Here is a 25,288-nt window from a genome sequence, read left to right as displayed (position 1 = left end):
GGCGCACGAGCCCTGCCCGCACCACCCGCGCCTCGGCGGCCCGCGAGGCGTTGGCCGCCCCGCGCGGGGGGGGGGGCCGCGGCGGGGGGGGGGGCGGCCGGCGCGGGGGGGGGGGGGGGGGGGGCGCGGGGGGGGGGGGGGGGGGGGCCCCCCCGGGGCCCGGGCCCCCCCGCCCCCCCCCCCCCCCCACAGGAACAGTTACCCGCTGAGCCGCAGGAGACCGCACCCGAACACCCGCCCGGGACACCACCCGAACAGCGAAGAAGCACGATAGAGGACCCCGCCGGGGCCCGACGCACGGGCCCGTACGCGGACCCTGCACGGGCCGTACGCGGACCCGGCACGGGCCGTACGCGGACCCGGCACGCGGGCCCCCGCGCGGTCTCGGGAGCGGGGTCAGGAACCCAGGATCGTCGTCAGGAACTCGCCCGTCCACGACAGCAGTTCGCGGCCCACCACCGGCTTCCCGCCGATCTTCCCGGACGTCGGGCGCGGCACCAGGATCTGCTTCGTGGGGGCCTTGATGACCGTACGCGGGTGCAGCCGCTTCAGCCGCAGTTCCTGCGACTCGCGCAACTCCACCGGCACGAAGCGGATGTTGCTGCCCTGGAGGACGATCTCGCCGACGCCGCACGCCCGCGCCAGCATCCGCAGGCCCGCGACCAGCAGCAGGTTCTCCACCGGCTCCGGCAGCTTGCCGTAGCGGTCCGTCAGCTCCTCGCGCACCGCCTTGATGTCCTCCTCCGAGGACGCGGAGGCGATCGCACGGTACGCCTGGAGGCGCAGCCGCTCGCCGGGCGCGTAGTCGTGCGGGACGTGCGCGTCGACCGGCAGCTCGATCTTGACCTCAAGCGGCGCCGCCTCCTCCACACCGCCGCCGTCGACGGCCGCCCGGTAGTCCGCGACGGCCTCGCCGACCATCCGTACGTACAGGTCGAAGCCGACGCCCGCGATGTGCCCCGACTGCTCGCCGCCCAGCAGGTTGCCCGCGCCGCGGATCTCCAGGTCCTTCATGGCGACGTACATGCCCGCGCCCATCTCGGTGTGCTGCGCGATCGTCGCGAGGCGCTCGTGCGCGGTCTCCGTCAGCGGCTTCTCCGGCGGGTACAGGAAGTAGGCGTAGCCGCGCTCCCTGCTGCGCCCCACCCGGCCGCGCAGCTGGTGCAGCTGGGAGAGGCCGAAGTTGTCGCCGCGCTCCACGATGAGGGTGTTGGCGTTGGCGATGTCGATGCCGGACTCCACGATGGTGGTGGAGACCAGCACGTCGAACTTCTTCTCCCAAAAGTCCACCACGACCTGTTCCAGGGCCTGTTCGGACATCTGGCCGTGCGCCGTCGCGATCCGCGCCTCGGGCACGATCTCGCGGAGCCTCGCCGCCGCCCTGTCGATGGACTCGACGCGGTTGTGGATGTAGAACACCTGCCCCTCGCGCAGCAGTTCGCGCCGGATGGCGGCGCCGATCTGCTTGTTCTCGTACGGTCCCACGAAGGTCAGGACCGGGTGGCGCTCCTCGGGCGGGGTGGTGATGGTGGACATCTCGCGGATGCCGGTGACGGCCATCTCCAGGGTGCGCGGGATCGGTGTCGCGGACATCGTCAGCACGTCGACGTTGGCGCGCAGCTTCTTCAGCTGCTCCTTGTGCTCGACGCCGAAGCGCTGCTCCTCGTCGACGATCACGAGGCCCAGGTCCTTGAACTTCGTCTCGGACGAGAACAGCCGGTGCGTGCCGATGACGATGTCGACGGCGCCCTCGCGCAGCCCCTGGAGCGTCGCCTTGGACTCGGTGTCGGACTGGAAGCGTGACAGCGCCTTGACCGAGACGGGGAACTGCCCGTAGCGCTCGCTGAACGTCGCGAAGTGCTGCTGCACGAGCAGCGTCGTCGGGACGAGGACGGCGACCTGCTTGCCGTCCTGGACGGCCTTGAACGCGGCGCGCACCGCGATCTCCGTCTTGCCGTATCCGACGTCGCCGCAGATCAGCCGGTCCATCGGGACCGTCTTCTCCATGTCGTCCTTGACCTCGGCGATGGTGGAGAGCTGGTCGGGCGTCTCCACGTAGGGGAACGCGTCCTCCAGCTCGCGCTGCCAGGGCGTGTCCTGGCCGAACGCGTGTCCCGGCGCCGCCATCCGCGCCGAGTACAGCTTGATCAGGTCGGCGGCGATCTCCTTGACGGCCTTCTTCGCGCGGGCCTTCGTCTTCGTCCAGTCGGCGCCGCCGAGCCGGTGCAGGGTGGGCGCCTCGCCGCCGACGTACTTGGTGACCTGCTCCAGCTGGTCGGTCGGGATGTACAGCCGGTCGCCCGGCTGGCCGCGCTTGGCGGGCGCGTACTCCACGAGCAGGTACTCGCGGGTGGCGCCCTGCACGGTGCGCTGCACCATCTCCACGTACCGGCCGACGCCGTGCTGCTCGTGGACGATGTAGTCGCCGGCCTCCAGGGTCAGCGGGTCGATGGTCTTGCGGCGGCGCGTCGGCATCCGCACGCCGTCCTTGCCCGCGGCCTTCTGGCCGGACAGGTCGGTCTCGGTGAGCACGGCGAGCCTGAGGTCCGGGTCGACGAAGCCGTAGTCGATCGAGCCGCAGGCGACGTGCACGACGGACGGCGTGATCTCGGTGAGGCCGCCCCGGTCGGGGCTGTCGAGGCGCGCGGCGATGCCCTCGCCGCCGAGTACCTCGACGGTGCGCGAGGCGGTGCCGTGGCCCTCCGTGACATACACCGTGCGCCAGCCCTCGGCGAGCCACCCCTTGGTGTCGGCGAGGGCACGCGCCGTGTCGCCGCGGTACGTCTCGGGGGCGCGCATCCCGAGGCTGAGCGTGTCGTCGCCCGCGCCGTCCTCCTCGGGCGCGTCCAGGGCGAACGGGGAGACGGACCACCACATCATGCCGAGCTCGCGGGCGCGCTCGCGGACGTCCGCGATCCCCCACAGCGAGGCGGCGCCCACGTCGATGGGTGCGTCGCCGCCCCCCGCGGTGGCGGCCCAGGACGCCTGGAGGAACTCCTGGCTGGTCGCGACGAGGTCCGCGGCCCTGGTCCGTACCCGCTCGGGGTCGCAGACGACGGCCATGGCGCCCGCGGGCAGCACGTCGAGCAGCAGCTCCATGTCGTCCACGAGGACCGGAGCGAGGGACTCCATGCCCTCGACAGCGATGCCCTCGGCGATCTTGCCCAGGAGTTCGCCCAGCTCGGGGTGGGCCTCGGCGAGGACGGCGGCCCGCTGCCTGACGTCCTCGGTCAGCAGGAGCTCACGGCAGGGCGGCGCCCACAGCCCGTGTTCAGCGACCTCGAGAGACCGCTGGTCGGCGATCTTGAAGTACCGGATCTCCTCGACGTCGTCGCCCCAGAACTCCACCCGCAGCGGGTGCTCCTCGGTGGGCGGGAACACGTCGAGGATGCCGCCGCGCACGGCGAACTCGCCGCGCTTCTCGACCAGCTCCACCCGGGAGTACGCGGCGGCGGCCAGCGCCTCGGTGACCTCCCCCAGGTCGGCGCTCTGCCCGGTCCGCAGCGCCACGGGCTCCAGGTCGCCGAGCCCCTTGACCTGCGGCTGGAGCACGGAGCGTACGGGCGCCACGACGATGGACACGGGTCCTGCCGCCGGGTCGTCGGCGGAGGGGTGCGCGAGGCGGCGCAGCACGGCGAGGCGGCGGCCCACGGTGTCGGAGCGGGGCGAGAGGCGCTCGTGCGGCAGGGTCTCCCAGGACGGGAACTCGACGACACTGTCCTCGTCGACGAGCGAGCGCAGCGCGGCGGCCAGGTCCTCGGCCTCCCGCCCGGTCGCCGTCACGGCCAGCACGGGCCGCTCGGCCTCACGGGCCAGCGCGGCCACGGCGAAGGGCCGCGCGGCGGGCGGCCCGACCAGGTCGACGAACGGGCGGTGTCCGTCGGCCGCCGCCTTCACCGCCTGGGCGAGCGCGGGATCGCGCACAACGGCATCGAGCAGACCGTGCAGGCTCATGAAGTCTTCCGTCCGGGTCCGGGGGCAACGCGAAGGGCCCGACACGTCTCACGGGCCGGGGGTTCCAGGGTACGACGACCCCGGACGACAACGCGCGGGCCCGGCCCGGGGCCACCGCGCGCGGGGCCGCCTGGCGGGCGGGGACGCCGGGCGGCGGGCGGCGCGGTCTGCCGGGGCGTGGGTGGCGTGGAGAGGGCTCGTGCGCCCGGTGCGGGATTGGCCGGAACGCGTACGGACCATCCCGTTGCTGACCGTGACAGACGGCGCATACTCTGAGTAGTCCACCGGTCGCCGCCCATTCGACGGAGGCATGTATGGCCCGCCCCTGGGAAGCAGATCCCACCGCAGTGTTCACGCGCCGTCTCGGCAAGTCGGCGGCCGAACTCGGCACCTCACGCGACGAAGACGACTGCCCGGACATCTGGCAGCTCGACAACGGTGACATCGCGGTCATCGGCCGCGACCTCACGGACGCGTACGGGACCCGGCTCCCCGCGGGCGTCTCCCTGGCGGCGGACGAACGGCTCGTGATCATCCCCGGCACCATGCTGAGCGCGGCCAAGACGGACATCCCTGATGCCTGAGGCGGACGCGATGCGCGCACTCGCGCCCCCGGTGCCGCCTGAGGGGCGGGGGGTACGTCTGACGTCCCCGGAGTACAAGCGCGACTTCCGGGAACGTCAGAAGGAGATCCATGACGCCTCGTCCTGGAAGCTGGAGCGGCGCCAGTACTTCGAAGAGCAGGGCGACCCGAGCCGGGACGCGCTGAGGCGCGGCGACTGGGACGCCGCACTGCGCGTCTTCGCCGAGGAAAGGGACGCCGTCGTCGCGAAAGCACGGGAGAACCGGCGCCGCCGCTACACCTTCCACCGGGTGCGGGTGATCGACGGAGCCATCACCCCGTACCTCCAGTGGGAGCTGCACTCCCTGCTCCAGCAGGCCGAGCTGGGGGCGAACCGGGTGCGCGTGGTCACCGACGAGGCGGTCGCCGAGGCGGAGACGGTCCGGCCGCTCCCGGAGATGGTGGTTCTCGGCAGCCACACGCTCTACCAGGTCCTCTACACGGAGGACGGTGTGCCCCTGGGCGCCGTCAGGTTCACCGCTCCGGAGACGGTTCTGGCCTGGGAGCGCTACATCACCTCGCTCTACGCGGAGGGCGAGGACATCACGTCGTACTTCGCGCGCGAGATCGCCCCTCTGGCCGCCCCCGTCCATGAACGACACGAGCCGGAGTAGTCATCGACGAGCGCAGCGGCGCCTCGGCCTCCTCCGGTGGGTCACACAACGACCTGTCCGGGACGAGCCACGACGTGGTCCAGGCAGGGAGCGTCCGCGGCGGAATCCACTTCCACCACGGGCCGGCGGGCGACGGCGGGGCCGTGCCGCGCCAGTTGCCCGGTGACACCCACCGCTTCGTCAATCGTGTCACGGAGCTCGACGAGCTGAACGCGGTCCTGCCGAGCGAGGAGGGCACCCCTCTCGTCGTCTCTCTGTGCGTCGTCGCGGGCACCGCGGGAGCAGGCAAGACCTCACTCGCGCTCCACTGGGCACATCAAGTCGAACACTGCTTCCCCGATGGGCAGTTGTACGTCAACCTGCGCGGCTACGATCCCGGTCCGCCGGTCAGCGCGGCCGAGGCGCTCCGCGGGTTCCTGTCCGCGCTGGGGGTACGGCCGGATTCACTGCCGCAGGATACCGACACGGCAGCGGGGCTCTACCGCTCCCTTCTGGCGGACCGCAGGATGCTGGTCGTCCTGGACAACGCGGCGACGGCCGCTCAGGTCCGCCCCCTGCTGCCCGGTGGCGCGCACTGCCTGGCTCTGGTTACCAGCCGCAGCAGGCTCTCCGGACTCGCCATACGTGACGGCGCCCGCAGGCTCACCCTCGGCACCCTGCCCGAGGCCGAGGCCGTCGCACTGCTGCGGGCCGTCACCGATGGATACCGGGCCGACGACGACCAGGAACAGCTCACGGAGCTCGCGCGGCTGTGCGCGAGGCTTCCCCTGGCCCTGCGGGTCGCGGGCGAACGTGCCGCGAGCCATCCGTACCTGCGCCTCGACGACCTCATCAGCGAACTGCGTGACGAGTCCGCGCTGTGGGATGCGCTCAGCACCGGTGACGACGACGAGGCCGAGGCGGTGCGGACCGTGTTCTCGTGGTCCTACCGCGCGTTACCTCGACCTGCCTCCCAGGCGTTCCGGCAGCTCGGCCTCCATCCCGGTCCGGAGTTCGGCCTGCCCGTGGCCGCGGCCCTCACGGCCCTGTCCGCTCCCCGGGCACGGCAGCTGCTCGACTCACTCGTGAGTGTCCACCTGCTCGAACAGACCGGGCCCGACCGATACCAGTTCCACGACCTGCTCCGCGCCTACGCCGCCGAGCAGGCGCAGCAGGAGGAGTTCCAGGACGAGCGCGAGGCCGCTCTCGGCCGGATGCTCTCCTGGTACCTGCACTCCGCCCAGGCGGCCAGGGGGCATCTCGCCCCCGCCCAGGAGAGTCTGACGCTGTGCGGACTCCCCCCGGGTGTCGAGCCGATGGAGTTCGAGGACTACGACACAGCCATGGACTGGTCGGTGCGCGAGCACACCAATCTGCTCCGTTCCATCAGCGCGGCGGACGGACACGATTCACTGCTCTGGCAGCTCGCGGCCGTGCTCTGGGACATACAGCCGACGTCTGCTTCGATGCGGGAGTGGCTGCCCGTCGGCGAGGCGGGACTCGACGCGGCCCGCCGGGTCGGCGACTCCGGGGCGCAGGCACGACTGCTGATCTCCCTCGGTCTCGCGCACCACCGGATCAACCAGCTGCGGGAGAGTCTGGACTGCCATCGTCAGGCGCTCGCCCTGTGTCGTGAAACAGGGCATCTCGTGGGCGAAGCACGTTCGTTGAACCTGATTGGCCTCGTCCATCTGCGGAGGCGCGAACTGGACGTCGCCGCAGAGCACTTCGAGGGGGCAGCCGCCCTGTGGCAGCGGGCCGGGGCCGATCGCTGGACGAAGACCGCCTTGTCCAACCTGGCCACGACGCACCTCAACGCAGGTCGCCTGGACGCGGCGGCCTCGGCGGCCCGCGAGGCGTTGGCCGCCCATCGCGCGCTGGGCGACAGAGGCGGTGAGGGCAACATCCTGCGCGTCCTGAGCTGTGTGCAACGCGAGCAGGGCGACGTGCGGGCGGCCCTGCGGTCGGCCGAACTGGCTGTGGAGATCGCCCTCGTGCTCCGGGACCAGATCATCGAGGGGTACTGGCTCCTCGCGCTCGGCGAGGCCCAGCGCTCCCTGGGCAGACACGGCGACGCGCTCGCCTCTCACCAGCGCTCGGCCGATCTGCACCGCCGCCTGGGCAACCGCAGCCGGGAAGCGATGGCATGGCAGGGCGCGGGGGAGACATACCAGGCGCTCGGGAGATCCGAGGAGGCGGCCGGCTTCCATCGTCGCGCGGTCGCGGTCCATCGAGAACTCGGCGACGCCTGGCACGAGGCGCTGGCCCTTGAGGCGCTGGCGACAGCTGTGGACGGCACCGAACCGACCACCGCACGCACGCACCGGGCCGCCGCCCTGCGCCTCATAGCCCCGTACGAGGACCGCCGGGCGGCCGACGCACGTCGGCGACTCGAACGACCCGGGCCGTAGACCGGATTCCTCCCTTCGGGCGGCGCGGGCTGCCGGGGCGCGGGTGGTGCGGGCAGGGCTCGTGCGCCCGGCCCCGGGGTGCCCGCCGTGTGGCGGGTCCCCGGGGCCGGGCGTCCCCCCGTGCGGGGGGGGGGGCGGGGGGGGGGGGGGGGGGGGGGGGGGGGGGGGGGGGCGGCGGGGCGCCGCGGGTCGGGCGGCGCCGGGGTCGTGCCGGACGGCCCGGGGCGCCCTCGCGGCGTCCCGGGCGCGGCCGGGGCGTGCTACTCCGTCGCGATCGCGTTCAGCACGTTCATCCTTCCCGCGCGAAACGCCGGGAACAGCGCTGCCAGCAGGCCGACGAACGCCGAGGCGACGAAGACGCCCGCGATCGTGGGCCACGGGATGCTCAGGACGCCGAGGCCCTCAAGGGCCAGCAGTTTCTGCGCGGCCGTGCCCCAGCCCATGCCGAGGCCGAGGCCGATCAGCGCGCCGAACAGCGCGATCACCACGGACTCCAGCCGGATCATGCGGCGCAGCTGGCGGCGCGAGAGGCCGATGGCGCGCATCAGGCCGATCTCCCGGGTCCGCTCCACCACGGAGAGGGCCAGTGTGTTCACCACGCCCAGCACGGCGACGATGATCGCCAGCGCCAGCAGCCCGTACACCAGGTTCAGCAGCTGGCCTATCTGGTCCTGGAGCGTCTTCTTGTAGTCGGTCTGGTTCTGCACGTTGTACTGCGGATACGGCTTGAGGGCGGCCTTGAGCGCCGTGTACGCCTGCTTCTCCTGGCCGTCCTTGGCCGCCGCGAACATGATCTCGCTCTCCGGCATGCGGTCGGCCGGCAGGTACCGCTCCGCCGTGGTGATGCTCGTGTACATGACGCCCGTGTCGATCGCGCCCTTGTCGGAGGTGATCGCGGCGACCTTCAGGTGCGCGGTGCGTCCGCCCGTGAACGCGACCGTCATGGTGTCCCCGGTCTTGACGTGGTGGGCCTTGGCGTACGTGTCGCCCACCGACATCGCGTTCGCCCCGTACGCGGCGGACAGCGTGCCCTGCGTGGTGTCGCGCCGCAGGTCGGAGGCGTAGGACGGGTCGGCGGCGACGACCGGCGCCTTCTTCTGCACCGAGCCGTCGGGCGCGGTGGTCGTCGCCTCCATCATCTTGTACTGGGTGACGTGGTCCAGGCCGGGCGTCCGCTCCAGCGCCCTCTGCGCCTGCGGCACGATCGGCTGGCCCGTGCTCGCCTGGACGATGAAGTCCGCGCCGACCGACTTGTCCAGCTCGTCCGTCGCTGACGCGACCATCGAGGAGCCGACCACCGACAGGCACGCCACCAGTGCGAGCCCGATCATCAGGGCCGCGCCGGTCGCCCCCGTACGGCGCGGGTTGCGCAGCGCGTTGCGCTCCGCCATCCGCCCGACGGGGCCGAACACCCGCAGTACGACCGCGCTGATCGCCCGCACCACCGCGCCCGCGAGCAGCGGCCCGATGACGACGAACCCGATCAGCGTCGCGACGATGCCGAGCCCGAGGTACGGCGTCGCCACGCCCGCCTTGCCTGCCTGCGTCGACGCGTACAGCGCGAGGCCGCCCGCGAGGGTCAGCAGCAGGCCGACGGCGGCCCGGACGCGGCCCGCGCGTCCGTCGGCCGGGGTGCCCGCGTCCCGCAGTGCCGCCATCGGCGAGATCTTCCCGCCGCGCCGCGCCGGGATGTACGCGGCGACGACGGTCACGACGATGCCGAGCGCGAGCCCCACCACCGGGGTGCGCCAGGTCACGGTCAGGTCCCCCATCGACAGGTCCATGCCCGCCGCGCCCATCACCTTCATCAGCACAGCGGCGAGCCCGACGCCCGCCGCGACCCCCGTAACGGACCCGACGATGCCGAGCAGCACCGCTTCCGTCAGGACGGACCGGTTGATCTGCTTGCGGCTCGAACCGAGCGCCCGCATCAGGCCGATCTCCCGGGTGCGCTGGGCGACCAGCATCGAGAACGTGTTGACGATCAGGAAGATCCCGACGAGGAACGCGATCCCGGCGAAGCCGAGCATCGCGTACTTGATCACGTCAAGGAAGGAGCCGATGTCCTTCTTGTTCTCGTCGGCCGACTCCTTCTGCGTCTGGATCTTGTACGAGCCGGAGCCGGCGAGCGCCGTGACGACGCTCCGCTTCACCTGCGCGTCAGTGGCCCCCTTGGCGGCGGTCACCTCGAACTGGGTGAACCGGCTGGTGGAGCCAAGGAGTTCACGCTGCGCCGTGGCCGTGTCGAAGTAGACGACGGTCGCGCCGGGATTGGTCACCCGGAAGGTGGCGATGCCGGAGATCCGCGCGGTGAAGTCGCCCGTCCCCGTGATGGTGCGCAGGGTGTCGCCGACACGCAGGTGGTGCTTCTTCGCGGAGTCCGCGTCGATCATGACCTCGCCGCCGCGCGCGGGCCGGTGGCCCGAGGTCACGTCCATCGACTTCGCGTCCTCGGACGTCCAGTTGCCCGCGATGGTCGGCGCGCCGCTGGTCGCGCCGACGTTCTTGTCGTGCGCGTCGACGACGGTGACGGACTGGCTGGAGACGCCACCCTCGACGGACCGTACGCCCGGCGCCTTCGCTATCCGCGCCATGGTCGCGGCGGGCAGCGAGTCCGGCTTCCCGGTCGATCCGCCCGGCCCGTCCCCCGAGGCGGCCTTCGGCCCGACCGTGACGTCGGACGCCGTCACCGCGAAGATCTTGTCGAACGTCGTGTTCATCGTGTCGGTGAAGACGAGCGTGCCGGAGACGAACGCCACCGACAGCAGGACCGCGACCGCCGAGAGCGCCATGCGGCCCTTGTGCGCGAGGAAGTTGCGCAGAGAGGTCTTGAAGATGGTCACGACCTGCGCCCCCGCGCCTCGAAGTGCTTCATCCGGTCGAGCACCGAGTCGGCGGTCGGCCGGAACATCTCGTCGACGATCCTGCCGTCCGCCAGATACAGCACCCGGTCCGCGTACGAGGCGGCGACCGGGTCGTGCGTCACCATCACGATCGTCTGGCCCAGCTCGTCCACGGACGTCCGCAGGAAGCCGAGGACCTCGGTACCCGCGCGCGAGTCCAGGTTGCCCGTCGGCTCGTCACCGAAGATGATCTCCGGCCGGGCCGCCAGGGCCCGTGCCACGGCGACGCGTTGCTGCTGGCCGCCGGAGAGCTGGGTCGGCCGGTGCTTCAGCCGGTCCGCGAGGCCGACGGTCTCCACCACGCGCCGCAGCCACGCCTCGTCGGGCCTGCGGCCCGCGATGTCCATGGGCAGGGTGATGTTCTCGATCGCGTTCAGCGTCGGCAGCAGGTTGAACGCCTGGAAGATGAAGCCGATCCGGTCCCTGCGCAACTGCGTGAGGCGCTTGTCCTTGAGCCGCGTGATCTCGGTGTCGTCCAGGAAGATCTCGCCCGACGTCACCGTGTCGAGCCCCGCGAGGCAGTGCATCAGCGTCGACTTGCCGGACCCCGAAGGCCCCATGATCGCGGTGAACTGCCCCCTGGCGATGTCCACGTCGACATGGTCGAGCGCCACGACACGGGTCTCCCCCGCGCCGTACGCCTTGACGACCTGTCGCGCGCGCGCCGCGACTGCCGTACGCCCTCCAGTACCCCCGTGCCTGGGTGTGCTGACAGCAGTGGTCACGGTATGTCTCCTAGCTCGATGGTGGTTCGCCACTCGAAAGTCTTCTGGTCGCGGGGCTCCGGCGCGAGGGGGTCCGTCCCCGATTCCACCTGGGGTTTTCCCCAGTCCGTGCCCTGCGGGTTCCGCCCCCACGTCGTCGGCCGCGCCCCGCGGCGCACTCGGGTGCGGGGGCCGCTTCCGTAGGAACAAGTTAAGAACGGGCACCCCCGTCCTCACCTCCTCCAGCGGGACGAACGGCCCCTGGGCAGCAGTGAGGAGGGCCCCCTAGGGGTTCTCCTCCCGGAGTCAGGGCGGGCTCATCCCCAGGGGAGGGGGCCTCACCCCGGAAGCCGGGCCCTGAGGATGAGGCACGCGAAGGACGAGGCACCTGGAGGGTGAGACGCACGGAGGATGAGGCACGTGGAGGGTGAGGCCCGCGGAGGGTGAGGCGCGCGCGATTCGGGCGTCCACCGCCCGGGCCGCTCGCCCCGTGGACGCGTACTCCCGCAGGTGAGCGAGGGGTGAGAGGCTGGCCTGCGGCAAGGCGGCAGGCCACAGCGCGTACTGAGGGGGCACCACCGGTGAACGGGGAAACCGACCCGGCCAGCGGAACGGACGACAACCGGCGGGCGGGCGGAGCCCGTGCCACCGAGCCGGACGACGGGCGCAAGAGAGCAGTCACGAGAACGCCCGCGAAAGCGCCCGCGACCCCCGCGAAAGTCCCTGCGAAGACCTCCGCCACGTCCTCTGCCGCCAAGGCGCCGCCCAAGGGCCGTGGCTGGCTCGTCGCCGCGCTGATGGTCTCGACGGCGCTCGCGGCACTCGACAGCACCATCGTCTCCACCGCCGTCCCGCAGATCGTCGGCGACCTCGGCGGATTCCCGCTGTTCTCCTGGCTGTTCTCCGGTTACCTGCTCGCCGTGACCGTCACCCTCCCCGTCTACGGGAAGCTCTCCGACACCTTCGGCCGCAAGCCCGTCCTCCTCGCCGGCATCGCCCTGTTCGTGATCGGGTCGCTGCTGTGCGCCACGGCCTGGAACATGCCGTCCCTGATCGCGTTCCGGGTGGTCCAGGGCCTCGGCGGCGGCGCGCTCACCGGCACCGTGCAGACGGTCGCCGCCGACGTGTACTCCCTCAAGGACCGGCCGAAGATCCAGGCCAAGCTGTCCACGGTCTGGGCGACCTCGTCCGTCGCGGGCCCCACCGTCGGCGGCCTGTTCGCCGGTTACGTGGACTGGCGCTGGATCTTCCTCGTCAACCTCCCGATCGGCCTCGTGGCTCTCGCACTGATCGTCCGGCACCTGCACGAGCCCGCCGTCACGCGCACCGCGCGCCCCGGCCGCGCCCTCGCCAGGATCGACTGGGCGGGCGCCGTCGGCATCTTCGCCACGGGCAGCGTGCTGCTCGCCGCGCTCGTCCAGGGCGGGGTCGCCTGGCCCTGGCTCTCCGCGCCGAGCCTGGGCTTCTTCGCCGCCGCGGCCGTACTCGGCGCCGCGACGATCGCCGTGGAGCGGCGCGCCGCGGAGCCCATCATCCCGGGCTGGGTCTGGCGGCGGCGCCCGATCGTCGCCGTGAACCTCGCGCTCGGCGCGCTCGGCCTGCTGATGGTCGCGCCGACCGTCTTCGTGCCCACATACGCCCAGTCCGTCCTGGGTCTCGGCCCGATAGCCGCCGGCTTCGTCCTGTCGGCGATGAGCCTGGCCTGGCCGATATCCGGCGCCCTCTCCAACCGCGTCTACACGCGTGTCGGGTTCCGCGGCAGCGGCCTGATCGGCATGTCGATGGCCCTGGTGGCGCTGCTCACGTTCCCGTTCCTGCCGTTTCCCGGCTCACCCTGGCAGCCCGCCCTCGTCCTGCTGCTGCTCGGCGCGGGCCTCGGCCTCTTCCAACTGCCGCAGATCATCAGCGTGCAGTCGTCCGTCAGCTGGGCGGAACGCGGCACGGCGACGGCGTCGATCCTCTTCTGCCGGCAGATCGGGCAGAGCGTCGGCGCCGCGCTGTTCGGCGCGATCGCCAACAGCGTGCTGGCCTCACGCCTCGCCCACGCGCCCGTCCCCGGCCTGCCCGACGACCTCGACTCCGTCTCACGGGCCCTGGCCGACCCCGGCGCGCTGACCGCCGCGGGCGCCGACTACCTGCGGCACGCGGTCGACGCGGCCACCGGCCACGTCTTCCTCTTCGCGGCGTGCGCCGCCGCCGCGTCCCTGCTGGTGATGGTGTTCGTGGCGCCCCGTGGATCGACCCTCCTCCAGGACGAGGACGACCCCGCGGGCCGGCCGTGACGCCGGAGGACGCCCCGCATAAGACGTTACTCCGGAGGACGCCCCGCATCGGAGGGGGAGGATGATGGCCGCATGACCACGCCGCCCACTGTCGAACAGTCCTGGTCCCGCGTCGAAACCTGGCTCGCGCGGCACGCCCCCGTCACCCACGGGCTGCTCCGGCCGCCGGCCTTGCCCGAGGACATCGCGACGGCCGAACGCCGGCTCGGCGTCACCTTCCCGGCCGACCTGCGGGAGTCGTTGCTGCGTCACAACGGCGTACAACTCGACGACGGAGCGCTGACGTTCAGCTACTACGGGCCGCTGTCCGGCATCGGGGAGATCGTCGAGAGCACCGAGTTCCTGCGAAAGTGCGCGGAGGAGGTCGACGAGTCCGAGGAAGAGGCCGACGTACTCGCGCGCGGCCTCGACATCGAGGCGTACCGCGACGAGTTGGCGTGCTGGCCCGCCGGGCGGCTGCTGATCACGCTGGGCATCGGATGGCAGTCCTCCGACGGGCTTTTCCTGACCGCCCGCCAAGGCCCGAACTACGGGCGCCTCGGCTACTGGTTCGACGAGGACGCCCCGTACTTCACCGAGTGGTCCCGACTGCGGGAGTTCCTCGCGGACTTCGCCACGGCCCTGGAGACCGGCACCCCGTTCGACAAGCAGATGCCACGCGTCGTCGAGGGCCGGCTCGAATGGCACCGGGACGACACGGCGACCGGTCCCTGATCCGGCCCGTCGGCCCGTCGGCCCGTCGGTCCGTCGGTCCGTCGGCCCGTACTCGCGCCTCGCGGGCTGACGGCCGTTGGGCGTTCCGCCGTTGGACGTCCCGCCGTTCGACGTTTCGACGCTGGACGTTCCGCCGTCGGACGCATCGCCGTCCGGCGTACCGCTGAACGCGCCCGCCTCGGGCGGCCGTTGCTGGTCGCGGGCGACGCCGCGGCGGAGCCTCGTACGGCCGCTGAAGGGTCAGGACCCCTCACGTTCAACCGGACCGGGGCCCTCACGGCCGAACGGGATCAGTCGTCAACGCTGTGCGTGCGGTAGAGCGGCAGGACGACGTCCGCGATGAACTTCCGAAGGTGTGGACGCGTCGGCGGGACCGCGTCGGGCAGGAGCTGCTGGAGCAGGAATCCCTCGCACACCTGCCGGAGCCAGGTGGAGGACGAGCCCGCGGGGAGCCAACGGTCGGCTATACCGTCCCAGATCGCGTCATGCGGTCGCGCGATCTGCCGTTGTGTCTGTGCGGCGAGTTCGGCGTCGCGGTGCCCTCCCTGGATCATCGCGGTGAACAGTCCCGCGTTCTCCCGGGCCCAGCGCGACGTCACCTCCAGCGCGTTGAAAACGGCTTCGTCGAACGTGTCGTACTCCCCGGTGACATCCGGGACCGCGGAGCGCTGTTTGACCGCCTCGATGAGCAGCGCCCCCTTGTCGGACCAGTGCCTGTACAGCGTCGCCTTCGACGTACCGCTCCGCCGCGCGACGGCGTCCACGCTCGCGGCGTCGAAGCCGACCTCGGACACCACGTCCAGGGCCGCCTTGAAGATCGCCGCGCGCTTGTTCCGGTCCAATGAAGACGCACTCATCACCTCCGCACTCTAGCGGGCCCTCTCCGCAGGTGGGGCCTGGTCTTCCGGTGGGTCCAGGGGTGGCCCCGAGCCTCGTGCCGGATGTTGCACACCTCCACGCGAAACTGTAGAGTTTCGCGAGTAAGGTAAACCTAACTTCAACGGGATGCCTGAGGCCGCGTCGCGGCGTCATGGGGTCGGGGTCGGTGCGTGGCCGATGCCGCGGGACCGGCTCTCGTTCGCCTGCTGCCGGAAATCCGGCCGCGCGCCGGCCGGCCGACCCCTGAACCCCCCGTATCGCCGCATTCCCGCGTCCCGAATCCCCGAGTCCGGAATTTCCGAGTCTCGAATCCCCGATCCCTTAATCCCTGAATCTCTGAAAGAGGAGAGGAACAGCATGGCCATGTCCCCCGATACAACGGCGAATCCGATTCGACGCGTACTGGTCTCCGGTGCCGCGGCGGCCGGAGAGACTCTCGCGTTCTGGTTGGACCGTCGCGGCTTCGACGTCACCGTTGTCGAGAAGTGGTCCGCGCCTCGAAGCGGCGGTTTCGCCGTCGATCTGCGGGGTGCCGCAATCACCGTCGCGGACCGGATGGGACTGCTGCCCCGGTTCACCGAGCGGAGCGTCCCGATGAAAGAGGTGGCCAACTTCGACGCCGCCGGCGAAGTCGTCTGGCGGGCCGAGGGAAACTACGCCCACACCGATGGCGACCTCGAAATCCTCCGTGACGACCTCACGGAAATCCTCTGCAGTACGAACAGCGGCATCCGCCACATCTGGGGAGACAGCATCGTCGGCCTCGCGGAAACCGACGGCGGAGTGCGGGTCGGCTTCGAGCACGCCGAACCGGAGCTGTTCGACCTCGTCGTCGGAGCCGACGGCCTGCACTCCAACGTGCGGGCCCTGGCCTTCGGTCCCGAGGAACGGTTCGGGAAGCACCTGGGTTACTACACCGCCGTGTTCGAGGCTCCGGACGTGGTCGACATGGACAGCCAGATGTGGCTGTGCACGATCCCCGGCGCCATGGCGAGCCTTGTGCAGTGGGGGCCCGAGGCCGGCACCCGCGGCAGCTTCATCGTCGCCGCCCCGCACGTCCGGGCGCTCGGCCGCGCCGGGCGGGCCGACCAGATGCGGCTTGTCGACGAGTGTCTCGGGGCGTCGGACGCATGGCACGTTCCCGCGCTCCTGCGCGCCATGCGCGCCTCCGAGGACTTCTACTTCGACGAGGTGACGCAGATCCACATGCCGCGCTGGAGCGCCGGCCGGGTGGCGCTCGTCGGCGACGCGGCCTACGCGCCGACGTTGATGAGCGGGCAGGGAACCAGTGTCGCGGTCGTCGGCGCGTACGTTCTCGCGGCGGAACTCGCCGCAGCCGACGGGGACCACGGTCGGGCGTTCGACCGGTACGAACAGCGCGTGCGTCCCTTCGTCGAGCGGAATCAGCAGCTCGCGAACACGGCCGAGGAGGCGAGAATCCCCGCCACGCAGCAGGACCTCGATGAACGCAACGCGATGATCCGGTCGGCCATGAACTCCACCTCGGACCACCTTGACGACGTCACGGCGGACGCGGCCAACGCGATCGATCTCAGCGTGTACACAGCCGCCTGAACGCAGTCCCGTCCGCGCGCGACAGCCCGTCCGCGCGAAGTTGCCCTGCCGGCCGCGCCCGCGAGCCGACGCGAGTCTCTCGTGACGGGCCGAGGTCCGGTCCTCGCCCGCGGTCGTCTCCGCGTGGCCCCCCCCCGCCGCTTGGATCGTGAACGGTCGGGGCGGCCCCTCTCACGTACGGCCAGACGGAAGCGCATCACCGGCAAACGGACCGGCGGAAGCGCATCACCGGCGTACGAACCGGCGGAAGCGCGTCGTCGGCATACGGACGGGCGGAAGCGCATCACCGGCAAACGGCCCGGCGAAAACGGCCCGGTGGAATACGAGCATGCAGAACAAGACCACATCGGACCAGCCGACCAGCCGACCAGCCGATCAGCGTATCAACCAGCAGGAAAAGCAACCCCATTGAGCCCGCTCCCGGGTCACCCTCGTCGGCTATCCTCCGAGAGGAGGGCACAAGCCGGTCATCCCGTTCCGCGGTCCCGGTGCGGCCGGCCGGCCGGAGTCGAAATCGAAAGGGGCGCCCATGGACGCGGAGTCCGTTCTGTATTCGATTTTCACCGCCGAAGGCAGGGAGAATCCTTATCCCTTACTCGCGGAACTCCACCGGCTGGATTCGGTGTACCACAGCGAAGCGCTCGGTACCAGATTCCTGACCGGTTTCGCCGATTGCCAGAACGCGCTGACGCACTCGGACTTCCTCGTCCCGGACCGCGCATGGTGTGCCCGTGAACTGCCGGAGTGGGCGGAGCGTCCGGCGGCGGACTTCTTCTACTCCTCCATGCTCGCCACCAACGGACCCGACCACGATCGCCTGCGGCGGCCCGTGGCAAGGACGTTCACGGCCCGGCGGGTGGCCGGGCTCAGGGACGTAGTGGAATCGATCACCGACGAACTGCTGGACGGGTTCGCCGACGCCGTCTCCGACGGCGGTACCGCCAACTTCCAGAAGCTGGTGGGCTACCCGCTCCCGGCCGCGGTGGTCGGCAAGCTCATCGGCGTACCACGCGAGGAGCAGGCGCAGTTCGAGGAGTTGGGCCGGGGGGCGAGCCGGTTGCTCGAGCCCGTCCGTACCGCACAGGACTGGGAACGGGCCGACCGCGCCGTCGTGGCGTTGCGCGAGTACTTCGCCGGACTGCTGTCCGAGCGCCTGGCGCGCCCCGCGGACGACCTCGCCTCGGCGCTGCTCGACGCGCACGGCCGGCCGGGCGAGGGCGGGTTGGCGTGGCAGGAGCTGGTGGATGTCCTGCTGCTGGTGTTCGTGGCGGGGTTCGAGACCACGACAGGACTGCTCGGCCTGACGGTGTTCGCCCTGCTGACCCACCCGGACCAGCTGGCCGCGGTCCGCGCCGACCCCGCTCTCTGTCCCGGCGCCGTGGAGGAGACGCTGCGGTGGGACCCGCCGGTGATGATGACGGAGCGCGTCACGGCCCGCCCGGTCGAGCTGTGCGGCGAGGTGCTGCCCCCGGGGACGAGTGTGACGGCGGTGCTCGCGGCGGCCAATCGCGACCCCCTGCGCCACCGTGATCCGGACGTGTTCCGGGTGGAGCGGCCGGTGGGCAGGGTCCTCAGCTTCAGCGCGGGAGCACACCACTGCCTGGGGGCGGCACTCGCCCGGATGGAGGCGGCCACGTTGATCAGCCGGCTGCTCGGGCGCTTCCCCGAACTGGCCCTGGCCGGGACGCCGGTGCGCCGCTCCTCCTTCGGCCTGCGCTCGTTCGACGACCTCCCGCTGGCCGCGTCAGGACAGCCGGCGTAGCGAACAGGCGGGCCGGGACCTCCGGGGCCGTGCGGCGTCGGCCGTTGGACGCCCGCCCGTCAGCCCTGGAACTCCGTCATGTCGATCACGAAGCGGTAGCGGACCCGGGACCGGTCCAGCCGTTCGAAGGCGTCGTTGATATCCCGCATGCCGATGGTTTCGATCTGGGCCTTGATCTGGTGCGCGGCGCAGAAGTCGAGCATCTCCTGCGTCTCCGGCATCCCGCCCGTGGAGGACGCGGCGTAGGAGCGGCGGGCGGGGATGAGGGCCCAGTTGTTCATGGTGATGTCGTCGTCGGGGGCACCGACGTTGACCAGTGTGCCGTCCAGCTTCAGGAGGTTGAGGTACGGGTCGAAGTGCAGGGCCCCGGAGACCGTGCACAGGATGAGGTCGAAGGTGCCGGCCAGCCGCGTGAGGGTCTCGGGGTCCTCCGTGGCGTAGTAGTGGTCGGCGCCCAGCCTCAGGCCGTCCTCCTTCTTGCCGAGGGTGCGCGAGAGGACGGTCACCTCGGCGCCCATGGCGTGGGCGATCTGGACGGCGATGTGGCCCAGGCCACCCATGCCGAGGATCGCGACCTTCTTGCCTGGCCCGGCGTTCCAGTGCGCCAGCGGGGAGTACGTGGTGATCCCGGCGCACAGCAGGGGCGCGGCCTCGTCGAGAGGCAGGCCCTCGGGGATGCGGAGCACGTAGCGCTCGTTGACGACTATCTCCTTGGAGTAGCCGCCCTGGGTGGTCGCGCCGTCCGCGTCCTTGGCGTTGTAGGTGGGCGTGCAGCCCTTCTCGCAGTACACCTCAAGGCCGGCGCGGCACGGCTCGCACGTACCGCAGGAGTCGATGTAGGTACCGACGCCGACGCGGTCGCCGACGGCGAACTTCGAGACCCGCGGGCCGACTTCGGTGACGACGCCGGTGATCTCGTGCCCGGGGACCATCGGGTAGAGCCCGGGGCCCCACCCGTCGGACGTCTGGAGCAGGTCGGTGTGGCAGACGCCGGTGTACTTGATCTCGACCCGTACATCGTCGTCCCGTACGTCCCGGCGGGAGATCGTCACGGGCTCCAGCCGGGCGCCGGCGGAGGGAGCGGCGTAGGCCGCGGTGGTGGTGGGCATGCCGGTTTTCTCCTGGGGTGTTTCGGTGGCGATGGGGATGACCGCAGCGGTAGCGGTAAGCGGTAAGCGGTAAGCGGTAAGCGGTAAGCGGTAAGCGAGGGTGCGGACGGTGGGGCGGCGGGAAGGGAAGGGAACGGATGCCTTCCCTCCGCGCACGCGGCGGGGAAGGGAAGGGGCTTCCCCTCCGCGCACGGGAGTGGGGCGGGGGGCGGCCGGAGGCCCTCGTCCGCGGGACGGGCGGCTCCGGGTGTCGCCTCGGGTCAGAAGCTCTGGTCGGTGGGGCGGATCACGATCTCGTTGACGGCACGCCGGCGCGGCCCTGTGGCGATGTAGGCGACGGCGTCGGCGATGTCCTCGGGGTGGAGCTTCTCGACGCCGTCGAAACGCTGGTTCTCCACCTGCTGCGCGTGCTCCTGCTGGTGTCCGAACAACTCGGTCTCCACGGCGCCGGGTTCGATGACCGAGAACCGCAGATTCTGTGCCGCGTACTCCTGGCGCCAGGCCTCGGTCGCCGCGGTGACGCCGAACTTGGTGGCGTTGTAGATCGCGACCGTCGGGGCGGCGGCGCGTCCGGCCACGGAGCTGATGTTGATCACGTCGGCGACCTCGCGGTCCGCGCTCTTCGCCGCGTCCAGCAGGTGCGGCAGAGCGGCCTTGACGACGTACATCACGCCCTTGACGTTCACGTCGACCATCCGGTCCCACTCTTCAAGGCGGGCCAGCAGTGAATCGCCGTTGAGCATGACGCCCGCGGCGTTCACCAGGATGTCGAGGCGGCCGAAGTGCTCGACGGTCCTGCCCACCGCCGCGGCGGCGCCGGCCGCGTCGGTGACGTCCGCCGGGACCACGAGCGCCCGGCCGCCCCGGTCGGTGACGAGCCTGGCCAGCTCCTCCACGCGGTCCTTGCGGCGGGCGACGAGTGCGACGGCCGCGCCCTCTTCCGCGAGCCGCAGCGCCGTCGCCCGGCCGATACCGCTGCTCGCACCTGTGACGAGCGCCACAGTCGACGTCAACCTACTGGTCATGGATCTGCCCTCCTCAAGGCATAGCTCCTGCTCACACTCAATGTATGAATGCTCTTACTTTCTTCAATGTAAGAGGGCTCTAGCAGTAAGTCAAACGCCCGCTCCGGGAGACGATGGGCGGGACGATGGGGCGTGGCGGCGGCAGGTACCGGAGATGCGACTCCAAGATGTAAGATTGCTCTTACATTGGTCAGGGAAGGAGGGCACTCGTGCCGAAGCGCACCAGCTACCACCACGGCGATCTGAAGGCCGCGCTGGTGTCGACCGCGCTTGAGGTGATCGCCGAGCAGGGCACCGCCGCGCTGTCCGTGGCGGAGGTGGCCCGCCGGGCGGGTGTCAGTACCGCGGCCCCCTACCGGCACTTCGCCAGCAAGCAGGCCCTCCTCATCGCCTGCGCCGTGTCGGCGGCGAAGGCACTCACCTCGGAGCTGCTGCGCGCCCAGGAGGAGCTGCCGCGCGCTCAGGACGGGGCCGTGGACCCGGTCGAGGCGACGGCGGCGTCGGCGGCCGCCTACAGCCGCTTCGCCGCCGAGAACGGCTCGGGACTCGATCTGATCTTCGCTCCCGAACTGCAGGACGCGGGCGACGAGGAACTCCTGCGGGCCGGACGCGGCGTCATGGACGCCCTCCTCCCGCCGGCCCTTGAGGTGACCGGCCAGGACGCGCACGGCGCCCTGGAACTGCTGGAGCGCCAGATCGCCGGGGCCCACGGATACGCCGCGCTCCTGCGCAGCGGCTTCCTCAACCGCCGCGACCCGACGGTGGACGACGTGGCCTCCCACGCGGCGGCCATCGCCAGAAGCCTGGCGCGCGAGGCACGGCGGCCCCGGGAGGCCGAGGAGGCGTAGCGGGCGGGCTCGGCGCGGCCCGCGTCCGTCCGCCGGGCGGGCTCAGCGCGGGCCGCGGCCGTCCGCCGGGCGGGCTCAGCGCGGCCCGCGGCCATGCCCTTCGAGGCTCTTGAGCACCTCGGAACTCGCCGTGCCGGGCAGGGCCGGGCCCGGTCGCTGCCGTGCACGCGAGGAGCGCCACGCCGGACAGCCGGACCGTGCCACGCCGGACAGCCGGACAGCGCCGGACCCCTTGGCGGGAGCCTCAGGCCGTCGGCCCGTCGTCCGTGCCGCGGGAGCGGTAGGTGCCAGGCGTCTGGCCCATGACGCGGGTGAAGACGTCCACGAAGGCGCTGGTGGTGGACCATCCGCAGCGGTGCGCCGTCTCGGTGACCGTGGCACCGCTGGTGAGGTCGATCATCGCTTGGAAGACGCGGGCGCTGGTCCGCCACTGGGGGTAGGTGCTTTTGAACTCGTCACGGAACAGCCGCCCCAGATGGCGTTCGCTGATCCCCGCCTCACGGGCCAGCCACGCGACGGTCCGCGGTCGGGAGAGGTCGTCCAGGACGAGCCGGCAGACATGCACCAGCCGGGCATCGCGCGCCCGCGGGAGCTGGAGCGGGGTGACGTCGGCCCTGCGCAGCCGGTCGTTGATCACGGCACGCAGTCGCCCCAGCTCCGGGGCCGTCAGGCCGGGCTCGGTCGAGGCGATGAGCAGTTCACGCAGCAGGGGCGGCACCGCGATCACCGTGGGCCTGTCATCGGACAGCGGCGCCGACTCCGTCGGAAAGTCCAGGGTGTGCACGGTGGTGTGTCCGTAGACGCGATGCTCGTGCCAGGTGTGTGCGGGCGTCCATACGGCGCGGCGCGCGCCCGCGACCCACGCTCCGTGATCGGTGCGCACGGCCAGTACGCCCGCGCTCACATACAGCATCTGGTGCTGATCGTGCCGGTGCCGGGCGATGTGCTGGCCCGGAAGATGCTCGTGGCGGTTATGCGACACAAGTGAGCAGTTTATCGGAAGTCCGCAGGCCCGGCGTTCGGGATCGTGAAGGGCATGTGCCAAACCGACCCGCCCTCCACCGCACCGGACGTGACTCCGGCCGGCCAGGACGGCGGTCCTCCCCGCCGGCGGCGCCCGGTCCGCGTGGCGTTGCGCGCCGTCGTCGCCGACACCCGCCCACTGGCCCACCCCGCCTTCCGGCGCACGTTCCTGAGCCAGGGCGCGGCCGTGACCGGCCTGATGGTCACCTCGGTGACCGTGCCGGTGCAGTTGTACGCGCTGACACACTCCTCCCTCGTCGTGGGCCTCAGCGGGCTGGTGGGGTTCGTGCCGGTGGCGGCGTTCGGACTCTACGGAGGTGCCGTCGCCGACGCCGTCGACCGGCGCAAGCTGTATCTGGGCTCGTCGCTGCTCACCTGGTTCATCACGCTCGCGCTCGTGCTCCAGAGCGTGCTGGAGGTGCGGTCCACGGCGCTGATCCTCGCGCTGACGGCTGTCCAGTCCGGCGGCTTCGCCGTATCGGCCTCGGTGCGCGGGGCGATCGTGCCGCGCCTCGTGCCCGGCGAGCAGATTCCCGCGGCCAACGCCCTCGTCTACACCGCCGCCACCGTGGGTCAGGTACTGGGGCCCCTCCTCGCCGGCCTGCTGATCGGCCTCCCCGGCGGGTTCGGTCTCGCCTACGGGGCGGATGCCGTGCTGTTCACCTCCGCCCTGTACGCGGCGTTCCGCCTGCCCTCCCTTCCCCGCCCCGAACGGGCCGGGCGTGCCGGACTGCGCTCCGTGGCCGAAGGGCTGCGATTCCTCTGCCGTACCCCCGTGCTCCTCATGTCGTTCTTCGTCGACATCGCGGCCATGGTGCTGGCCACGCCGGAAGCCCTGTTCCCCCAGGCCGCCGCCGAACGCTTCCACGGGGGTGTCGGGCCGCTGTACGCGGCGATCGCCGTCGGCGCGGTCGCCGCGGGGCTGCTGAGCGGGTGGATCGGCCGGGTACGGCGACAGGGCGTCGCGCTGACCTGCGCCGTGATGCTCTGGGCGACGGCCGTCGCGGCGGCCGGGCTCACCCACTCCCTGGACGGCGCGGTCGCGCTGCTGGCCCTCGCCGGAGCCGCCGACATGGTCAGTGCCGTATACCGGCAGACGATCCTTCAGACACATGTTCCCGACCGGATGCGGGGACGCCTGCAGGGCGTCTACACCGTGGTCGTGGCTGGCGGGCCGCGTCTGGGAGACCTGCGGGCCGGTGCGATGGCCACCGCTACCACGTTCACCATCGCCTGGTCCGCGGCAGCGGTCGCGTGCGTCGCCGTTGTCCTGTGCGCGGCCCTGGCCGTACGGCCGTTCTGGCGGTACGACAGCGGGGCGGACCGGTCCTCCGGCGCGGGCCCCCTCGTTGAGACTCCCGGCGTCCCCCGTGTCGGGCGGGCCTCGGAAGAGCCTGCTGCCGACGCGGGCCCGGGCGGGCGCTGAACCGCCCTGGCCGAGCAGGCCGAGGCGCCGAAGCAGGCGCTCCGTGCCCGGCGAGCGGAACCGGGGGGGGGCAGCACGGGCGTCCTGACCTCCACCCGTGATGCCGCCGCCCCCGGTCCGCTACAGCAGCCCGTCCCACATCTGCTCAAGCAGCACCGACCACCAGCTCTCCGGCGACGACAGCGCCGCCGGGTCGAGCGCCGCCAACTGGGCCTGGAAATCGCTCGTCCAGCGGCCCGCCTGCTCGGGCGTCAGCCCGAACCGCAGCCGCCACATCCGGCCGAGCATGGCGATGCACCGCGCGAACTGCGGCAGGCTGGAGTTCACGAACTGCGGCACCGCCGGGCCGCCGCCGGGACCCGACTCCACGGCTACGGCCATGATGTGCGCCGTCCCGTACTGCACGCACAGCGCCCGGCCGAAGTCCGTGCCGACGACCAGGTAGGACGAGGCGTCCGACGCCGGGGCCACCTGGCGCTGCGCCGCCACCTCCGCCAGCGTCGGGACGACCGGCTGCGCGGGCTGCGCCCAGAAGAACGGCCCGAAGTCGGCGGGCAGCCCCGCCCATACGAGCGTCTGCGCCACGATCTCCGGCACACCCTGCCGCGACACCGCCCGCTGGTCGTAGCGGCACAGGCCCTGGGGCCCGAACGCGCCCAGCATCTCCTGCTGGATCGCCTCGGGCGGCACCGGCGGCGCGGGCGGCACCTGCCCCAGCGGCGCCCGCACCGGCGCGGGCCGCGCGGGGCCGTCCGCGACCTGGTGCAACTCGCCCTGGTGCGTCAGCAGATGCTGCATCCCCTGCTGCCGGCTCGCATGGTCCTGCCCGTACGGGGCGACGCTGGTGATCCGTACCTGCGGCCACATCTCGCGGATCATCCGCGCGCAGTAGGCGCCGGGCAGCTCGCACGACTCCAGCTCCGTGTGGAGTTCCAGGACCTGCTGCGGCGGCACGTTCAGCGCGCGCAGCTCGTGCAGGATCTGCCACTCCGGATGCGGGGTGCCGGGCGCGGAGCGCCGGATCAGCTGCGCCTCCGAGCCGTCCGGCGCGCGGTAGCGCAGGACCGCCTGGTAGCCGGGGCCCACGGTCGGCACGGCGGCGGGCGCCGCCGGATAGCCGTAGGCGGGCGGCGGCACCTGCCCCGACTGGGGCGGCACCGGCCCGGGCCCCGGAACAGCCCCCGGCTGCGGTACGGACCCCGGGGCAGCCCCCGGTTGCGGTACGGGCCCCGGAGGTACGGACCCCGGAGGTACGGGCCCCGGAGGTACGGACCCGGGCATCGGGCCCGGCGCGCCCGGCATCCCGGGCGGCGGCGGAGGCGGTGGCGGCCCGCCCGCTTGCTGCGGATCGGCGAACACGGTGGCCGCGTGGTGCACCCCCGGTGCGCCGGGAGCACCGGGCGCGCTCGGCGGACCGGGCGGCTACGTGCCGACGCAGCTCGTGTCGTCCCTCGGCGG

General features: G+C 71.9%; 16 protein-coding genes and 1 pseudogene. 9 read left to right on the top strand and 8 right to left on the bottom strand.

The window, feature by feature from the left end; translation table 11 throughout:
- Positions 1 to 396 precede the first annotated feature (396 nt).
- On the bottom strand, positions 397 to 3,954 hold the full coding sequence (mfd, locus tag LCE31_RS06400; RefSeq protein WP_225012996.1) for a transcription-repair coupling factor: 3,558 nt from the start codon (positions 3,952 to 3,954) through the stop codon (positions 397 to 399).
- Between the two features lie 314 nt (positions 3,955 to 4,268).
- Between mfd and LCE31_RS06395 the strand changes: the two genes are divergently transcribed.
- The 3 genes from LCE31_RS06395 to LCE31_RS06385 all read left to right on the top strand — a co-directional run bounded on the left by LCE31_RS06395 (position 4,269) and on the right by LCE31_RS06385 (position 7,580).
- Positions 4,269 to 4,538: a hypothetical protein gene (locus LCE31_RS06395; protein ID WP_225012995.1), complete on the top strand. Its 270-nt coding sequence runs from the start codon at positions 4,269 to 4,271 to the stop codon at positions 4,536 to 4,538.
- Complete coding sequence (locus tag LCE31_RS06390) at positions 4,531 to 5,190, top strand: DUF6879 family protein (RefSeq protein ID WP_225012994.1); 660 nt, start codon at positions 4,531 to 4,533, stop codon at positions 5,188 to 5,190. Before LCE31_RS06395 ends, LCE31_RS06390 begins: the two co-directional genes overlap by 8 nt.
- A gap of 74 nt (positions 5,191 to 5,264) precedes the next feature.
- Complete coding sequence (locus tag LCE31_RS06385) at positions 5,265 to 7,580, top strand: ATP-binding protein (RefSeq protein ID WP_225012993.1); 2,316 nt, start codon at positions 5,265 to 5,267, stop codon at positions 7,578 to 7,580.
- A gap of 260 nt (positions 7,581 to 7,840) precedes the next feature.
- Here the strand turns inward: LCE31_RS06385 and LCE31_RS06380 are convergent, their stop codons facing one another.
- Positions 7,841 to 10,423 carry an ABC transporter permease gene (locus LCE31_RS06380; RefSeq protein ID WP_225012992.1) on the bottom strand — a complete coding sequence of 861 codons (2,583 nt, stop codon included), beginning with the start codon at positions 10,421 to 10,423 and terminating at the stop codon, positions 7,841 to 7,843.
- Positions 10,420 to 11,208 carry an ABC transporter ATP-binding protein gene (locus LCE31_RS06375; protein WP_225012991.1) on the bottom strand — a complete coding sequence of 263 codons (789 nt, stop codon included), beginning with the start codon at positions 11,206 to 11,208 and terminating at the stop codon, positions 10,420 to 10,422. The genes LCE31_RS06380 and LCE31_RS06375 overlap by 4 nt, the downstream gene beginning before the upstream one ends.
- A 776-nt stretch (positions 11,209 to 11,984) precedes the next feature.
- Here LCE31_RS06375 and LCE31_RS06370 point away from each other — a divergent pair.
- Both LCE31_RS06370 and LCE31_RS06365 read left to right on the top strand, forming a co-directional pair.
- On the top strand, positions 11,985 to 13,469 hold the full coding sequence (locus LCE31_RS06370; RefSeq protein ID WP_225012997.1) for an MFS transporter: 1,485 nt from the start codon (positions 11,985 to 11,987) through the stop codon (positions 13,467 to 13,469).
- 72 nt (positions 13,470 to 13,541) lie between these two features.
- Complete coding sequence (locus LCE31_RS06365) at positions 13,542 to 14,183, top strand: SMI1/KNR4 family protein (protein ID WP_225012990.1); 642 nt, start codon at positions 13,542 to 13,544, stop codon at positions 14,181 to 14,183.
- Between the two features lie 290 nt (positions 14,184 to 14,473).
- On the opposite strand, the gene LCE31_RS06360 is transcribed toward LCE31_RS06365, so the two are convergent.
- Entirely contained in the window at positions 14,474 to 15,040 is a 567-nt protein-coding gene (locus tag LCE31_RS06360; RefSeq protein ID WP_225012989.1) for a TetR/AcrR family transcriptional regulator, read from the bottom strand.
- Between the two features lie 385 nt (positions 15,041 to 15,425).
- On the opposite strand from LCE31_RS06360, the gene LCE31_RS06355 reads away from it, so the two are divergent.
- Together LCE31_RS06355 and LCE31_RS06350 are read left to right on the top strand one after the other, a co-directional pair.
- Complete coding sequence (locus LCE31_RS06355) at positions 15,426 to 16,637, top strand: FAD-dependent monooxygenase (protein ID WP_225012988.1); 1,212 nt, start codon at positions 15,426 to 15,428, stop codon at positions 16,635 to 16,637.
- A gap of 529 nt (positions 16,638 to 17,166) precedes the next feature.
- On the top strand, positions 17,167 to 18,399 hold the full coding sequence (locus LCE31_RS06350) for a cytochrome P450 (protein WP_225012987.1): 1,233 nt from the start codon (positions 17,167 to 17,169) through the stop codon (positions 18,397 to 18,399).
- 59 nt (positions 18,400 to 18,458) lie between these two features.
- Here LCE31_RS06350 and LCE31_RS06345 read toward each other — a convergent pair whose 3' ends face one another.
- Complete coding sequence (locus LCE31_RS06345) at positions 18,459 to 19,508, bottom strand: NAD(P)-dependent alcohol dehydrogenase (protein WP_225012986.1); 1,050 nt, start codon at positions 19,506 to 19,508, stop codon at positions 18,459 to 18,461.
- 260 nt (positions 19,509 to 19,768) lie between these two features.
- Complete coding sequence (locus tag LCE31_RS06340) at positions 19,769 to 20,533, bottom strand: SDR family NAD(P)-dependent oxidoreductase (protein WP_225012985.1); 765 nt, start codon at positions 20,531 to 20,533, stop codon at positions 19,769 to 19,771.
- Positions 20,534 to 20,742: 209 nt separating this feature from the next.
- On the opposite strand from LCE31_RS06340, the gene LCE31_RS06335 reads away from it, so the two are divergent.
- Positions 20,743 to 21,381, top strand: coding sequence for a TetR/AcrR family transcriptional regulator (locus tag LCE31_RS06335; protein WP_225012984.1), 639 nt, complete (start codon positions 20,743 to 20,745; stop codon positions 21,379 to 21,381).
- Between the two features lie 244 nt (positions 21,382 to 21,625).
- Here the strand turns inward: LCE31_RS06335 and LCE31_RS06330 are convergent, their stop codons facing one another.
- Positions 21,626 to 22,363: an AraC family transcriptional regulator gene (locus tag LCE31_RS06330; protein WP_225012983.1), complete on the bottom strand. Its 738-nt coding sequence runs from the start codon at positions 22,361 to 22,363 to the stop codon at positions 21,626 to 21,628.
- Positions 22,364 to 22,417: 54 nt separating this feature from the next.
- Here LCE31_RS06330 and LCE31_RS06325 point away from each other — a divergent pair, with 54 nt between their 5' ends.
- A complete protein-coding gene (locus tag LCE31_RS06325; RefSeq protein WP_225012982.1) occupies positions 22,418 to 23,830 on the top strand; it encodes an MFS transporter in 1,413 nt (470 codons plus the stop codon).
- A 120-nt stretch (positions 23,831 to 23,950) separates the two neighbouring features.
- On the opposite strand, the pseudogene LCE31_RS06320 reads toward LCE31_RS06325, so the two are convergent.
- Positions 23,951 to 25,252 (bottom strand): annotated as a pseudogene (locus LCE31_RS06320) (SUKH-4 family immunity protein); the annotation flags it as partial.
- Positions 25,253 to 25,288: the final 36 nt, after the last annotated feature.

It is taken from the genome of Streptomyces sp. 8L, from assembly GCF_020176795.1.
Taxonomy (GTDB): Bacteria; Actinomycetota; Actinomycetes; order Streptomycetales; family Streptomycetaceae; genus Streptomyces.
The sequence above is the reverse complement of the archived record's forward strand: the minus strand, read 5'-3'. Positions and strand labels throughout refer to the sequence as shown.

What these genes read in the sequence shown, in the direction of transcription:
- LCE31_RS06360 (WP_225012989.1), bottom strand. Translation starts at nt 15,040, where the DNA reads ATGAGTGCGTCTTCATTGGACCGGAACAAGCGCGCGGCGATCTTCAAG.
- LCE31_RS06365 (WP_225012990.1), top strand. Translation starts at nt 13,542, where the DNA reads ATGACCACGCCGCCCACTGTCGAACAGTCCTGGTCCCGCGTCGAAACC.
- LCE31_RS06350 (WP_225012987.1), top strand. Translation starts at nt 17,167, where the DNA reads ATGGACGCGGAGTCCGTTCTGTATTCGATTTTCACCGCCGAAGGCAGG.
- LCE31_RS06390 (WP_225012994.1), top strand. Translation starts at nt 4,531, where the DNA reads ATGCCTGAGGCGGACGCGATGCGCGCACTCGCGCCCCCGGTGCCGCCT.
- LCE31_RS06370 (WP_225012997.1), top strand. Translation starts at nt 11,985, where the DNA reads ATGGTCTCGACGGCGCTCGCGGCACTCGACAGCACCATCGTCTCCACC.
- LCE31_RS06345 (WP_225012986.1), bottom strand. Translation starts at nt 19,508, where the DNA reads ATGCCCACCACCACCGCGGCCTACGCCGCTCCCTCCGCCGGCGCCCGG.
- LCE31_RS06340 (WP_225012985.1), bottom strand. Translation starts at nt 20,533, where the DNA reads ATGACCAGTAGGTTGACGTCGACTGTGGCGCTCGTCACAGGTGCGAGC.
- LCE31_RS06355 (WP_225012988.1), top strand. Translation starts at nt 15,426, where the DNA reads ATGTCCCCCGATACAACGGCGAATCCGATTCGACGCGTACTGGTCTCC.
- mfd (WP_225012996.1), bottom strand. Translation starts at nt 3,954, where the DNA reads ATGAGCCTGCACGGTCTGCTCGATGCCGTTGTGCGCGATCCCGCGCTC.
- LCE31_RS06325 (WP_225012982.1), top strand. Translation starts at nt 22,418, where the DNA reads ATGTGCCAAACCGACCCGCCCTCCACCGCACCGGACGTGACTCCGGCC.
- LCE31_RS06395 (WP_225012995.1), top strand. Translation starts at nt 4,269, where the DNA reads ATGGCCCGCCCCTGGGAAGCAGATCCCACCGCAGTGTTCACGCGCCGT.